Origin of the sequence: Streptomyces sp. BB1-1-1 (assembly GCF_031597775.1) — a bacterium.
Classification (GTDB): domain Bacteria; phylum Actinomycetota; class Actinomycetes; order Streptomycetales; family Streptomycetaceae; genus Streptomyces; species Streptomyces thinghirensis.
The window spans coordinates 3,742,468-3,755,614 of the sequence record NZ_CP134203.1 but is presented as its reverse complement, the minus strand read 5'-3'; the positions used below and the strand labels follow the sequence as shown (position 1 = coordinate 3,755,614).

13 protein-coding genes and 1 pseudogene are annotated in these 13,147 nt (G+C 71.5%); 10 read left to right on the top strand and 4 right to left on the bottom strand.

Annotation, left to right across the window (positions count from 1 at the left end; translation table 11 throughout):
• Window positions 1–2: 2 nt before the first annotated feature.
• On the bottom strand, window positions 3–947 hold the full coding sequence (locus tag RI578_RS17265) for a DUF6597 domain-containing transcriptional factor (RefSeq protein WP_399060462.1): 945 nt from the start codon (window positions 945–947) through the stop codon (window positions 3–5).
• Window positions 948–1,026: 79 nt separating this feature from the next.
• Between RI578_RS17265 and RI578_RS17260 the strand changes: the two genes are divergently transcribed.
• The 6 genes and pseudogenes from RI578_RS17260 to RI578_RS17235 form a co-directional block, all read left to right on the top strand.
• Window positions 1,027–1,617, top strand: coding sequence for a TIGR03086 family metal-binding protein (locus RI578_RS17260; RefSeq protein ID WP_310871906.1), 591 nt, complete (start codon window positions 1,027–1,029; stop codon window positions 1,615–1,617).
• Between the two features lie 145 nt (window positions 1,618–1,762).
• The gene (locus tag RI578_RS17255) at window positions 1,763–2,863 is read left to right on the top strand and encodes an LLM class flavin-dependent oxidoreductase (protein WP_310871905.1); all 1,101 of its coding nucleotides are present in this window, start codon (window positions 1,763–1,765) and stop codon (window positions 2,861–2,863) included.
• A gap of 8 nt (window positions 2,864–2,871) precedes the next feature.
• Window positions 2,872–3,510 carry a CE1759 family FMN reductase gene (locus RI578_RS17250; RefSeq protein WP_310875791.1) on the top strand — a complete coding sequence of 213 codons (639 nt, stop codon included), beginning with the start codon at window positions 2,872–2,874 and terminating at the stop codon, window positions 3,508–3,510.
• A gap of 61 nt (window positions 3,511–3,571) precedes the next feature.
• Window positions 3,572–4,339, top strand: coding sequence for a response regulator transcription factor (locus RI578_RS17245; protein WP_310871904.1), 768 nt, complete (start codon window positions 3,572–3,574; stop codon window positions 4,337–4,339).
• On the top strand, window positions 4,340–5,773 hold the full coding sequence (locus RI578_RS17240) for a HAMP domain-containing sensor histidine kinase (RefSeq protein WP_310871903.1): 1,434 nt from the start codon (window positions 4,340–4,342) through the stop codon (window positions 5,771–5,773).
• An 84-nt stretch (window positions 5,774–5,857) separates the two neighbouring features.
• A pseudogene (locus RI578_RS17235) lies at window positions 5,858–6,430 on the top strand (macro domain-containing protein); the annotation flags it as partial.
• On the opposite strand, the gene RI578_RS17230 reads toward RI578_RS17235, so the two are convergent.
• Window positions 6,412–6,801 (bottom strand): TIR domain-containing protein, encoded by a 390-nt coding sequence (locus RI578_RS17230; protein WP_399060457.1) that lies wholly within the window; start codon window positions 6,799–6,801, stop codon window positions 6,412–6,414. The pseudogene RI578_RS17235 and the gene RI578_RS17230 sit on opposite strands and share 19 nt — an antisense overlap.
• Before the next feature lie 20 nt (window positions 6,802–6,821).
• Here RI578_RS17230 and RI578_RS17220 point away from each other — a divergent pair, with 20 nt between their 5' ends.
• Window positions 6,822–7,058, top strand: a complete 237-nt coding sequence (locus RI578_RS17220; RefSeq protein WP_310875994.1) for a hypothetical protein — start codon at window positions 6,822–6,824, stop codon at window positions 7,056–7,058.
• Window positions 7,059–7,291: 233 nt separating this feature from the next.
• On the opposite strand, the gene RI578_RS17215 is transcribed toward RI578_RS17220, so the two are convergent.
• Window positions 7,292–7,933, bottom strand: a complete 642-nt coding sequence (locus RI578_RS17215; RefSeq protein ID WP_399060454.1) for a sigma factor-like helix-turn-helix DNA-binding protein — start codon at window positions 7,931–7,933, stop codon at window positions 7,292–7,294.
• Between RI578_RS17215 and RI578_RS17210 the strand changes: the two genes are divergently transcribed.
• Complete coding sequence (locus RI578_RS17210; RefSeq protein WP_399060451.1) at window positions 7,913–8,329, top strand: carboxymuconolactone decarboxylase family protein; 417 nt, start codon at window positions 7,913–7,915, stop codon at window positions 8,327–8,329. The genes RI578_RS17215 and RI578_RS17210 overlap by 21 nt on opposite strands.
• Before the next feature lie 112 nt (window positions 8,330–8,441).
• Here RI578_RS17210 and RI578_RS17205 read toward each other — a convergent pair whose 3' ends face one another.
• Entirely contained in the window at window positions 8,442–9,965 is a 1,524-nt protein-coding gene (locus RI578_RS17205; RefSeq protein WP_310871902.1) for an alanine/glycine:cation symporter family protein, read from the bottom strand.
• Between the two features lie 619 nt (window positions 9,966–10,584).
• On the opposite strand from RI578_RS17205, the gene RI578_RS17200 reads away from it, so the two are divergent.
• Complete coding sequence (locus RI578_RS17200; RefSeq protein ID WP_310871901.1) at window positions 10,585–10,974, top strand: hypothetical protein; 390 nt, start codon at window positions 10,585–10,587, stop codon at window positions 10,972–10,974.
• Window positions 10,975–11,090: 116 nt separating this feature from the next.
• A complete protein-coding gene (locus tag RI578_RS17195) occupies window positions 11,091–13,118 on the top strand; it encodes a flotillin family protein (protein WP_310871900.1) in 2,028 nt (675 codons plus the stop codon).
• Window positions 13,119–13,147 lie beyond the last annotated feature (29 nt).

Sequence of the window (13,147 nt, the reverse complement as noted above, 5' to 3'; positions counted from 1 at the left end):
GGTCAGCTTCGCACGCCTCTGTCCGGGGCTCCGGAGCCGGCCGGTTCCGTCTCCGCCGTCTCCGCCGTGTACGCCGTCTCCGCCGTGTACGCCGTCTCCGCCGTGTACGCCGTCTCCGCCGTGTACGCCGTGTACGCCGTGTACGCCGTGTACGCCGTCGGCGGTACCCCCACTGTCGCCCTGAAGTCCCGCACCAGATGGGCCTGGTCGGCATAGCCGAGTTCGGCGGCGAGTGCGGCCCAGTCGATGTCGGTGCGGGTGCCGGCGCGTTCCAGGGCTTCGTGGATGCGGTACCGGAGGACGACCCACTTCGGGCTGACGCCGACATGTGCCGCGAAGAGCCGCTGCAGGGCCCGCACCGACATGCCTTGCGCCCGGGCGAAGTCACCGACGTGGCGCACCGTGCGGTCGGAGCGGATGCGGTCGACGAGGTCCACGGCGTGGTCGGCCTGCGGGTCCGGGGCGCAGGGCAGGCTGAGCAGGAAGGCGTCGAGGGCGGCCACGCGGTCACGGTCGTCGGCGGGGGTGGTGACGGCGTGGGCCGTGGCGTCCGTCACCCGGGGGAACACCTCCCGGGCGGGCAGGGCGCGCCCCGTCCAGCGGGACACCGGCGTCCGGGAGGTGTACGGCCGGAAGCCTCCGGGCCGGAATTTCGCCCCGCAGACCCGGCCCCGTCCGGTCAGCTTCCGCGTGTACAGGCCGAGGGCGACGCCGGTGACCTCGGCGTAGGGCGGGCCGTCGTCCTCGTCCCACTGGAAGGTGAGGTTGACGCAGGGGTGCGGTACGACGTGGGAGGCGTAGGGGGTGCGCAGGTCCCAGTCGATGAGCCAGTACCACTCGACGTACCGGCGCAGCGGCTCGGCGGGCTCGTGCCGGCGGAATCGCACGCGGTGGAGCAGCGTGCCCGGGTCGACGATCCCGCGGGTGTCGTGGCGGGGTGCCTCCATGCCCGGATCGTACGTCGCGTCTTCCGGGGTGTCGCGTTTCTTCAAGAAGGGCGGCCCCGGACGTCCCTACGGTCGGGGCATGGACGCGAACGGTGTGAAGGCGTACGGCGTCGGTGAGCTGCTGGCCATGGCGCGTGAGCGGGCGGTCCCGGTGGTGCGGGGCGTTTCGGAGGCGGCGCTGGCCGCTCCCACGCCCTGCGCCGAGTACGACGTGAAGGCGCTGGTCGATCACCTTTTCCAGGTGGTCGTGCAGTTCCAGCGGCTGGCCCGGAAGGAGGCGGCGGACTTCGGTGAGACTCCGGACCGGGTCGCCGGGAGCCCCGAGTGGCGTGAGCGGCTGCTGGACGAGGCGGACCGGCTGGTGGCGGCCTGGTCGGCGCCCGGTGCCGAGGAGGGGACGACCGGCGCGATGAACATGCCCGCGCGGCTGGTCGGCTCGATGGCGCTGCTCGATCTGACCGTGCACGGGTGGGATCTGGCGCGGGCGACGGGCCGGGAGTACCCGGGTGCCGACGAGGCGGTCGTGGCGGAGCTGGCGGGCGCGGTGGCGGAGCTGGCGCCGACGGCCAGGGAGATGGGGGTGTTCGGGGCGCCGGTCACGGTGGCCGAGGGGGCGTCGGAGTTCGAGCGGCTGCTCGCACGGACGGGGAGGGATCCGTACTGGTGTTGAGGGCCCCGTACCGGTGGTGAGGACCCCGTACTGGTGGCGGGGGACCCGCACCGGCGGTGGGGGATCCGCAGGGGGGAATAGTCCCTGGTCGCTCTCCGTTCTCCGGGTATAGTTGAACCGTCAACAACTCGGAGGTTGAGCGACCATGCAGTTCGGCATCTTCACCGTCGGCGACGTCACGCCGGACCCGACCACGGGCCGTACGCCGACCGAGCGTGAGCGGATCAAGGCCATGGTCGCCATCGCGCTGAAGGCCGAGGAGGTCGGGCTCGACGTCTTCGCGACCGGCGAGCACCACAACCCGCCCTTCGTGCCGTCGTCGCCGACCACCATGCTCGGCTACATCGCCGCACGCACCGAGCGGCTGGTCCTCTCCACCTCCACCACCCTCATCACCACCAACGACCCGGTGAAGATCGCCGAGGACTTCGCGATGCTCCAGCACCTGGCCGACGGCCGGGTGGACCTGATGATGGGGCGCGGCAACACCGGCCCGGTGTATCCGTGGTTCGGCAAGGACATCCGCGAGGGCATCAACCTCGCCGTCGAGAACTACGCCCTGCTGCACCGCCTGTGGCGCGAGGACGTCGTGAACTGGGAGGGGAAGTTCCGTACGCCCCTGCAAGGGTTCACGTCCACGCCCCGGCCGCTGGACGGGGTCGCGCCGTTCGTCTGGCACGGGTCCATCCGGTCGCCGGAGATCGCCGAGCAGGCGGCCTACTACGGCGACGGCTTCTTCCACAACAACATCTTCTGGCCCGCCGACCACACCAAGCGCATGGTCGAGCTCTACCGGGCCCGCTACGCCCACTACGGGCACGGCACCCCCGAGCAGGCGATCGTCGGCCTCGGCGGGCAGGTGTTCATGCGGCGGAACAGCCAGGACGCGGTGCGCGAGTTCCGGCCCTACTTCGACGTCGCGCCGGTCTACGGGCACGGGCCGTCGCTGGAGGACTTCACCGAGCAGACGCCGCTCACCGTCGGCTCGCCGCAGCAGGTGATCGAGAAGACGCTGGCCTTCCGCGAGTACGCCGGTGACTACCAGCGCCAGCTGTTCCTGATGGACCACGCCGGGCTGCCCCTGAAGACCGTGCTGGAGCAGCTCGACCTGCTCGGCGAGGAGGTCGTGCCGGTGCTGCGCGAGGAGTTCGCCAAGGACCGCCCGGCGAACGTGCCGGACGCGCCGACGCACGCGTCCCTGCTGGCCACCCGCAAGAACACGGCCGAGGAAGGAGTACGGGCATGAGTACGGGCATGAGGCTCGTCGTCGTCTCCGCGGGGCTGAGCGTCCCGTCGTCCACCCGGCTGCTGGCCGACCGGCTGGCCGCCGCAACCGTCGGCCGGGCGCCGGCGGAGGTCCAGGTGGTCGAGGTGCGCGACCTCGCCGTGGAGATCGCGCACACCTTCACCAACGGGTTCCCGGGCCGGAACCTGGCCGCCGCCTTCGACGCGGTGGCGGCGGCCGACGGCCTGATCGTCGTCACGCCGGTGTTCTCGGCCTCGTACAGCGGGCTGTTCAAGTCGTTCTTCGACGCGCTGAGCGTGACCGACGAGGACGCCCTCGCCGGGAAGCCCGTGCTGATCGGCGCGACCGGTGGCACGGCCCGGCACTCCCTGGTCCTGGACCACGCCCTGCGTCCCCTCTTCGCCTACCTGAAGGCCGTCGTCGTCCCGACCGGCGTCTACGCCGCCTCGGAGGACTGGGGCGCCGAGGGTCTGGACGGGCGGATCGAGCGGGCGGCGGGGGAGCTGGCGGGGCTGATGGCCGGGTTGTCGGGCGAACTGTCGGGCGGGCTGTCGGCGGCCCCGGAACCGGCCGGGAAGCCGGCGGGCGACGCCTTCGAGGTCGTGCCCTTCGAGGAGCGGCTCGCCGCGCTCCGGCCCGCCGGGTGAGATCTCGGTAAGAAGCCCGGCCGTCCGGTCACCGGGCCCCTGGCCTTGGCAGACTGGACGCGTGCCCCGGACTGTTCTGCTCGCCGAAGACGACCGCGCGATCCGGCACGCCCTGGAGCGCGCCCTCACCCTGGAGGGCTACCGGGTCACCGCGGTCGCCGACGGCACCGAGGCGCTGGCGCGGGCCCACAGCGGCCGGCCGGACGTGCTGGTGCTGGACGTGATGATGCCGGGCATCGACGGCCTCCAGGTCTGCCGGGAGCTGCGCGCCGAGGGCGATGCCACGCCGATCCTGATGCTGACGGCGCTGGTGGAGACCGCCGACCGGATCGCGGGCCTGGACGCGGGCGCCGACGACTACGTGGTGAAGCCCTTCGACGTGGAGGAGGTCTTCGCCCGCCTGCGCGCCCTGCTGCGCCGCACCGACCGTGAGGAGACGGGCACTCCGAACGCCTCCGCCACCACCTCCGCCACCACGGCGTCCGGCTCCTCCGCCGCGGCCGACGCGCCGGAGGAGCCGGACGCCGCCCGCTGCCTGGAGGCGGCCGGGCTGCGCATGGACCCGCGGGCCCGCCGTGCCTGGCGGGGCGGGCGCGAGCTGGAGCTGACCCGTACCGAGTTCGAGCTGCTGGAGCTGCTGGTCCGCAACGTCGGCATCGTGCTCGACCACTCCACGATCTACGACCGTATCTGGGGCTACGACTTCGGTCCCGGCTCCAAGAACCTCGCCGTCTACGTCGGCTACCTGCGCCGCAAGCTCGACCAGCCGGGCGCGCCGCAGCTGATCCAGACCGTGCGCGGCGTGGGTTACGTGCTGCGGGAGGACTGAGTGGGCCCCTCCCCGCTCGGGCGCCGGCCCCGGCTGCTGTCGCTGCGGACGACGTTCGCGGTGTCCTTCGCGACGGTCACCGCCGTGGTCACGGTCCTCGTCGGCGTGCTGTCGTACAACGCCGCGGCCCGGCTGGTCCGGGTGGACCAGGAGTCCGTCTTCGCGCAGGTCGTGCAGGACCTGCGGGCCGAGGTGCGCGAGCGGCGGTTGTCGCCCGGCGACTTCTCCTCCTCCGCGCCCGGCCACGACATCGTGCGCCCGGCCCGTACGGACGTGCAGGTGCTCGGGCCGGACGGCGAGGTGTCCGACCCGGCCGGTCCGCCGCTGCCGGTCACCGACGCCGACCGGCGGACCGCGCACGCCGCCGTGGCCGGGCGGACGGTCCAGCACGAGGACGTCGGGGTCGGGCGCGACGTCTTCCGGGTCGCGACCGTGTCGCTGGGCGGTGGCCGGGGCGCGGTGCAGGTGGCGCAGGAGTTCAGCGACACCGAGGACCTGCTGCGGGCGCTGCAGCGGCGGACGCTGCTGCTGATGGCCGCGGTGGTGACGGCCGCCGGGCTGTTCGGCTGGTGGCTGGCGCGGCGCATGACCCGGCGGCTGGTGCTCCTGACCTCCGCCGCCGAGGACGTGGCCCGCACCCGTCGGCTGGGCGTCCAGGTGCCGGTCACCGGTCCCGACGAGGTGGGCCGCCTCGGCCGCGCCATCGACCTGATGCTGGTCCGCCTCGCCCAGTCGGAGGAGGACCAGCGGCGCCTGGTCCAGGACGCGGGGCACGAGCTGCGTACGCCGCTCACCTCACTGCGGACCAACATCTCGCTGCTGCGCCGGATCGACGAGCTGCCGTCCGGCGCCCGCCAGGAACTGGTCGCGGATCTGGGCCAGGAGGCCCGCGAGTTGACCGACCTGGTCAACGAACTGGTCGAGCTGGCGGCCGGGCAGTCCGCCGGGGAGCCCCCGCAGCGGGTCGACCTGGCGCGGGTCGCGCGCGACGTCGCGAGCCTGGCCCGGCGCCGCACCGGGCGGGAGATCGGCGTGAGCGTCCGCGGGGAGACGGTGACGGAAGGCCGGCCCGCGATGCTGACCCGTGCGCTGTCCAACCTGGTGGAGAACGCCGCGAAGTTCGACCCGGGCGGCACCGGGCCCATCGAGGTCGCCGTCGCCGGGCCCACCCTGGAGGGCCCGGTCCGCGTCGAGGTCCGCGACCGCGGTCCGGGCATCGCCGAAGCCGACCTGACCCGGGTCTTCGACCGCTTCTTCCGCACCGCCGACGCCCGTTCGCGGCCCGGTTCCGGCCTCGGCCTGTCCATCGTGCGGGAGGTGGCGCTGGCGCACGGGGGAGCGCCGTTCGCCTTCCGGCGGGACGGGGGCGGGTCGGTGATCGGGTTCACGGTGAGCGGAGGGGGCGCGGAGGAGGGGGACGACGGGCGGGCGTGAGGGCGGGGCGTACGTGACGACGGGGCGTACATGAGGGTGACGGGCGTACGGGCCGGCGACGGGCGTGCGTGAGACACCGACGTCCGCGACGGCGTCGTCATCAGCGGCGCCAGCGTGCAGGGGCAACTGCTGGAGCGCCGGTACGACGGTGACGCGCGGCGGCTGGACGACGAGCTCGACGCGGCTCTGCGCACGGCCGTGCCGGTCGCCCGGGAGTCTCGGGAGAACAAGACGTACGGCAAGCTCGACCGCTACCCGGTCGGCACGGTGGCGGTGCTCGGCAGCCGGCCGCGGCTGGTCTTCGGGGTCGCCTACAGCCGGCTCGGCAACGACTGCGTGGCGCGGTCCAGCCCGGAGGAACTGTGGCTCAGCCTCAGCCGGGTGTGGGACGCCGTCTACCGGCACGGTCAGCTGGACTGCGTGGCCGTGCCGTTGATCGGTTCGGGGCTGTCCCGGCTGCACGGGCTCGATGAGGACAGTCTGCTGCGCCTGTTCCTGCTCTCCTTCATCACCCGCTCCCGGGAGCGGGCGATCTGCCGCGAGTTGCGGGTCGTACTGCGCCCCGCCGAGCTGGAACGGGTCGATCTGGCGGAGGTCGCGGCGTTCCTCGGGGTGCTGGCGGCGCCGGATCCGCCGGGCTACGGCCGGCGGTGGTAGGCGGACAGGTGCTGGAACGGGTAGGTGTGGCGCCAGTCGGACCCGGTGTCGTTCACCGTGCAGCCCGCCAGCTTCAGCCGCTCCACGATCTTGCCGAGGGCGGTCCCGGAGCCGTCGAAGCGGATGACGTTGCGGCCCGCGATGTCGGCGATCGGCCGCAGGCCGCCCACCTCGGCGATCAGCGTGCCCTCGGGGTACGCCATCAGCACCATGCCCAGCTCGATCAGGACGTTGGGGCGCGGCTGGCACACGGGCCGGGTCTCGTAGTCGGGCTCGTTGTGCCCTTGCAGGTCCGGGTGGAGGGAGACGACGTCGTCCGGGGTGAGCAGGACGAGCGCCGCCTGGGCCTGCGCTGGAGCGCCGGCGACCACGTCACCGAGGATGGCGAGGCGTGGCCGGTCGCTCTGACCAGGTCCTCCCACTCCTTGGGGCGCAGATCGAGCCGGCGCAGCAGCTCGTACATCTCGGGCCGTACCTGGTCGTCGCGGCCGTGGACGACGAAGACGCTCCGCGCCCGGTCGGCGTCACCGGGCACCGCGGCCGGGTCGGACCGCCACCCGCCGGCGTGCGGCAGCCCGGCCGGACCGTCCGGTCCGGACGGTCCGGAGGGCGCGGGGTGCACCGGTGAGTTGTCGCCGAAGGTCTGGGTCGGCGCCGGGCGGTACTCGTGTACTACTCATCTGTCACCTCATTGCCGCCGGTATCCGGCTGAGCGGATACGGCACGCGCCCCGAGTGGGCCGATGTGCCTTGTGCATCGCCCGATCCGACCAGGGGCAGCGCTTCCGAGACCAGATTTCTCGGCTTCCGATGCGCTTCCGATCGGCTTCCGGTATGAGGTGCGTCCCGGAGCCCCGGGTCCTCACCTCTCCTCGGCCGGGGCCTTCCCCATCAGGCCGTCGCCCGGCAGCGGGGGGCCCGGCAGGTTCATGAGCGCGAGTTCGGCCGGGTCGATCACAGCGGTGATCGCGGTGATGCGGCCGTCGGCGACGGTGAAGTCGAGGAGGGAGAGCGGAGTGCCGTCCGCGCTCCAGGAGATGACACCGGGGCGGCCGTTGACGGTCGCCGCATGCGCTCCTGCCGCGTCGCGGGCCATGCGCGCGCGGGCGGCGACTTCGGTGGCTCCGATCGTGACGAACCGACCGTCCGGGGTGTGGACGGTGAACTCCACTTCGGGGTGCAGAACGTGCAGCAGCCGCTCGAACCGTCCGTCGCGGGCGGCGGCCAGGAACGCCTGGACCACCTCGCGTTGCCGCCGTCCGGCGCTCGCCGGCTGCTGGGCGGTCCGCACTTTCCTGCGGGCGCGGCTGGTGAGCATCTTGGTCGCGTCGGCGGACTTGCCGAAAATCGCGCCTATCTCCCTGTGGGGCACGGCGAACACGTCGTGCAGTACGAACGCCAGTCGCTCGTCAGGGCGCAGCGAGTCGAGAACCGTGAGGAGCGCGAGGCCGACGGAGTCACCGAGAACACCGGCAACCCCGACGTGTGGACCGCGATCCAGCACCTCCACAAGGCGATCGCCGCAGGGGGCGTCGACCCGAGGCTGCTCGCGCTGCTCCACCTGCGCGTCAGCCAGGTCAACGGCTGCTCGGCGTGCGTCTACGCCAGCGTCGCCGGAGGGAAGAAGGCCGGTGAGACCGACGAGCGGCTGCACAACGTAGCGGCGTGGCGTGAGGCGCCGTTCTACACGGATGCGGAGCGCGCGGCACTGGCGCTGGCCGAGGGCGCCACCCGGCTCCAGGACGGCGCGGAGGGCGTCACCGACGAGATCTGGGAAGAGGCCAACGCCCATTTCACCGAGGAGGAGATCGGCGCGATCAACCTGGAGATCGCGCTGACCAACTTCTTCAACCGGCTCAACCGCACCGTCAGGGAACCGGCCGGCCAGACCTGGGGCTGAGTCCGCGCGGCTCCTGCCCACGGGCGGGCCGAGGGACGGCGAACGGGCCCGGCTCACCGAGGCGCGAGGTGAGCACGGACCCGTTCGTGGTCGGTCGGACGGTGGTCCTGGGTCAGACGGTGGTCTTCACCGAGTCCTGGTCTTCGTCGCCGTCTCCGGTGCTCCCACCGGCGTTCCTGGCGCGGACGTACTCCAGGAAGGTGTTGAGTTCGCGCTTGACGACGGGGGCGAGCAGGTAGAGGCCGATGATGTTGATGACCGCGAGCGAGAAGAGGACCGCGTCGGCCAGGTCGATCAGGGTCTGCAGCGTCAGCAGGGAGCCCGCGATGGCGAAGACGGTGTAGAGGACCTTGTACGTCACCTCGCTGGTCCGGCTGCGGCCGAAGAGGTACGTCCACGCCTTCAGGCCGTAGTAGCCCCAGGTCAGCACCGTGGAGATCGCGAACAGCAGCACCGCGACGGTCAGGATGTACGGGAACCAGGGCAGGACCGTCTCGAAGGCGTCGGAGGTGATCGTGACGCCGCCGATGTCCTTGCCGAGGCTGTCCGGGTTGGCGATGACGATGGTCAGCGCGGTCATCGTGCAGATGACGACGGTGTCGATGAACGGCTCCAGCAGCGCGACCAGGCCCTCACTGGCGGGGTGCTTGGTCTTGACCGCGGAGTGGGCGATCGGCGCGGAGCCGAGACCGGCCTCGTTGGAGAACGCGGCCCGCTTGAAGCCGATGATCAGCGCACCGAGCACACCACCGGCGACGCCCTCGGGGTTGAAGGCGCCCTCGACGATCGAGGCGACGGCGTCCGGTACGGCGGTGACGTTCACCAGGATCACGACCAGGCAGGCGACGATGTAGATGCCGGCCATGGCGGGCACGAGCCTGCTGGTGACGTTGGCGATGGAGCGGATGCCGCCGAGGAGCACGATGCCGACGAGCGCGGCGATCAGGATGCCGAAGAACAGGGCGCCCGCGGAGGAGCCGAGCGCGCCGTCCTCGCCGCCGGTGACCGAGACCAGCTGCGCGTAGGACTGGTTGACCTGGAAGAGGTTGCCGCCGAAGAGGCCGAAGAACAGGATCATGAAGGAGGCGAGGACCGCGAGGACCTTGCCGAGGGTCTTGCCGTTCTTGCCGAAGCGCTCGGCGAGGCCCTTGGGGAGGTAGTGCATCGGGCCACCGGAGACGGTGCCGTCCGCGTGCACCTCGCGGTACTTCACGCCGAGGGTGACCTCGACGAACTTGGTGGCCATGCCGAGCAGGCCGCACAGGATCATCCAGAACGTGGCGCCCGGACCGCCGATGGAGACGGCGACGGCCACACCCGCGATGTTGCCGAGGCCGACCGTGCCGGATACGGCGGCGGTCAGCGCCTGGAAGTGGTTGACCTCGCCGGCCGACCCCTTCTCGTCGAACTTCCCTCGTACGACGTCCACGGCGAGCTTGAACTTGCGGACCTGGATGAATCCGAACCAGCCGGTGAAGACCAGACCGGCGACGACGAGCCAGGCGACGATGAGGGGCAGGTCGGTCCCGCCGACGGGGACGGCGTAGAAGACCACCTCCCCCAGCCACTTGGCTATGGGCTCGAAGAATCCGCTGACTGCTTCGTCGACGGACTGGGTGACGGAGTCGAGTGACACTTTGCTACCTCGATGACGCGGGGCTGGCGGGCTGGGGGAGTCTCGCCGGTGAGCGGTCTCTGAGTCTCTGAGCGAACGTCGTTGTCCGGTGGGCGAACGTGGCGCGCACCGTCCCGTTCCGGAACGTGATCGTGCCGAACGGGGCCGCCGGTGGGTGCCGACCCTCCGCAGAGCGGCGCTGTACCCAGTCACCTGCGGAGTTGCGTTGTTCTACCACGACTTTGCCGGTGTTTTAGTGATGCAAATCACATCACCATCCGTGACCAGGCGAAATCCCGATACGTGAGACCGGACTGTTATGCCGTCGCGGGATACGTGCAATGGGCACTTATGTCTGGTACGGCCGGTGCGGCGTCCGGCCGGTCGACGCGTGCGTGCCCCGCGTGCTCCCGGGACACCGCTTGCCCGGGGGGCGTGGGCCTGACGCCTTCTTAACGGTGCCCGGCATGCAGCGGTGGCGGAAGATTGCCGGAAGACGGCAATGCGGCAAGGGCGGTCGGTCGGCAGGATATGGGTGAGGGGAGCACATCGGATGGCTCCGGTGCCTGATACCGGCAGGTGACGGTATCGGAGCCCGACGTGCCGTCGCCGTCACGGACGGGATCACGGGGGAGGAAGCATGCGGACGTTCGCCGAGGTCGCCGTGGGCTTCCCCGTCTTCCACTTCACCGTCGTCCTGCTCGTCGTGGCGGCGTTCTGGCTGCTCGTCGCGGTGGGCGCCGTGGGCTCCCGTTGCTTCGACAAGGACGTGGATGCCGCTGCCTGGAGGCTGGGCGAAGTGCCGGTCGCCGTCTCCTTCTCGCTGATGACGGTGTTCGCCTGGTCCGGTGCCCTCGCCGCCGGCCTGCTGCTCGAACCCGTTTCCGGGGGAACCGTGCGCGCGCTGACCGGTTTCGCGGTCCTCGTCGCCGCCCCCGTGGCCGCGTCGCTCGCGACCCGCCTGCTCGTACGCCTCTGGCGCCGGCACGTGCCCGACGAACGCGGGCCGTCCCGGACGGCCACTTCCTGACCTTCGCGTTTCTGACCCTCGCGGACGCGGTGCCCTGCGGGCTCGCCGGGCCGCCACCGTGACTCCGCCGAGCCCGGCGCGGGCTCACCCTTCCCTATTTGCCAAGGACGTAGCTGATGAATGCCATGATCGTGGGCGCGGGCGTGCTCGTCGTCCTATGCCTGCTCGCCGTACTCGTCGTCTCCCGGCTGTTCCGCAAGGTGGAGCAGGGCAAGGCGCTCATCGTCTCCAAGATGCGCAAGGTCGACGTGACCTTCACCGGGCAGGTCGTGCTGCCGGTGCTGCACCGGGCCGAGGTGATGGACATCTCCGTCAAGGCCATCGAGATCACCCGGGCCGGCAAGGAGGGCCTGATCTGCCGGGACAACATCCGGGCGGACATCCGGATCTCGTTCTTCGTCAAGGTCAACAAGACCGTCGAGGACGTCGTCAAGGTCGCCCAGGCGGTCGGCACGGCGCGGGCGAGCGACCGGAACACCCTCCAGGAGCTGTTCCACGCGAAGTTCTCCGAGGCGCTGAAGACCGTCGGCAAGCAGATGGACTTCACCGACCTCTACACCAAGCGCGAGGAGCTGCGGTACCGGATCATCGAGGTCATCGGCGTCGACCTCAGCGGGTACCACCTGGAGGACGCGGCGATCGACTACCTGGAGCAGACGCCGCTCACCCAGCTCGACCCGGCCAACGTCCTCGACGCGCAGGGCATCCGGAAGATCACCGAGCTGACGGCCGTGGAGCACGTGCGCACCAACGAGGCCCAGCGCACCGAGGAGAAGGAGATCACCCGGCAGAACGTCGACGCCCGGGAGGCGATCCTGGAGCTGGAGCGCCGGCAGGTCGACGCCGAGACCAAGCAGAAGCGGGAGATCGAGACCGTACGGGCGCGCGAGGAGGCCGAGACCGCGCGGGTGGTGGAGGAGGAGCGGTTGCGCGCGCAGGGCGCCTTCCTGCGCACCGAGGAGCAGCTCGGCGTCCAGCGTGAGAACCAGGCCCGTGAGGTCGCCGTCGCCGCGAAGAACCGGGAACGGGTCATCGCGATCGAGAGCGAGCGCATCGAGAAGGACCGGCTCCTGGAGGTCATCGCGCGGGACCGGGAGACCGAACTGACCCGGATCGCGGCCTCCAAGGAGGTCGAGGCCGAGAAGCGGGACATCGCCGAGGTCATCCGTGAGCGGGTCGCCGTGGACCGCACGGTCGCCGAGCAGGAGGAGTCCATCAAGAAGCTGCGCGCGGTGGAGGAGGCGGAGCGGCAGCGACAGGCCGTGATCATCGCCGCCGAGGCGGAGGCGCAGGAGAAGCTGGTCAAGGACATCAAGGCGGCGGAGGCCGCGGAGCAGGCCGCCACCCACCGCGCGGCCGAGGAACTCACCCTGGCCGAGGCCCGGCTCAAGAGCGCCGACCTCGACGCGCGGGCCAAGCTGCGGCTCGCCGAGGGCATCCAGGCGGAGAGCGCCGCCCAGGGGCTGGCCGAGGTCCAGGTCCGCGACAAGGAGGCCGAGGTCATCGAGAAGGCCGGCCGCGCGGAGGCCGAGGCCGCCCAGGCGCGGATGCGCGCGGAGGCCGAGGGGACCAGGGCGAAGGCGCTCGCCGAGGCCGAGGGCGTCGGCGAGAAGCTGAAGGCCGAAGCGGCCGGTCTGACGGAGAAGGCGGCGGCGATGGCGGCGCTCGACGAGGCGTCCCGCGCGCACGAGGAGTACCGGCTGCGGCTGGAGGCCGAGAAGGACATCCGGCTCGCCGGCCTGGACGTGCAGCGCCAGGTCGCCGAGGCGCAGGCCACGGTGCTGGCCACCGGCCTGGAGAACGCCGACATCAACATCGTCGGCGGCGAGTCGGTGTTCTTCGACCGCCTGATGTCCTCCATCGCGCTCGGCAAGAGCGTCGACGGCTTCGTCCAGCACTCCGAGACCGCCCAGGCCCTCGCCAAGCCGTACCTGGACGGCACCTCGAACCTCCCGGACGACCTCGGCCGGGTCCTCGGCTCGGTCTCCACGGCGGACGTGCAGAACCTGACCGTCTCCGCCCTGCTGATGAAGCTCATGAAGACGGACGACTCCGGCCAGGTGCGGAAGCTCCTCGACGAGGCGGGTGCACCGGGCCTCGCCGACGCCTCGCCGGCGCCCCTCAACGGCAGCGCCAAGGCCTGACCGTCCGACCACCTCGTCCTCCGGAGCCG

What these genes read in the sequence shown, in the direction of transcription:
- RI578_RS17265 (WP_399060462.1), bottom strand. Translation starts at nt 947, where the DNA reads ATGGAGGCACCCCGCCACGACACCCGCGGGATCGTCGACCCGGGCACG.
- RI578_RS17260 (WP_310871906.1), top strand. Translation starts at nt 1,027, where the DNA reads ATGGACGCGAACGGTGTGAAGGCGTACGGCGTCGGTGAGCTGCTGGCC.
- RI578_RS17255 (WP_310871905.1), top strand. Translation starts at nt 1,763, where the DNA reads ATGCAGTTCGGCATCTTCACCGTCGGCGACGTCACGCCGGACCCGACC.
- RI578_RS17250 (WP_310875791.1), top strand. Translation starts at nt 2,872, where the DNA reads ATGAGGCTCGTCGTCGTCTCCGCGGGGCTGAGCGTCCCGTCGTCCACC.
- RI578_RS17200 (WP_310871901.1), top strand. Translation starts at nt 10,585, where the DNA reads ATGCGGACGTTCGCCGAGGTCGCCGTGGGCTTCCCCGTCTTCCACTTC.
- RI578_RS17195 (WP_310871900.1), top strand. Translation starts at nt 11,091, where the DNA reads ATGAATGCCATGATCGTGGGCGCGGGCGTGCTCGTCGTCCTATGCCTG.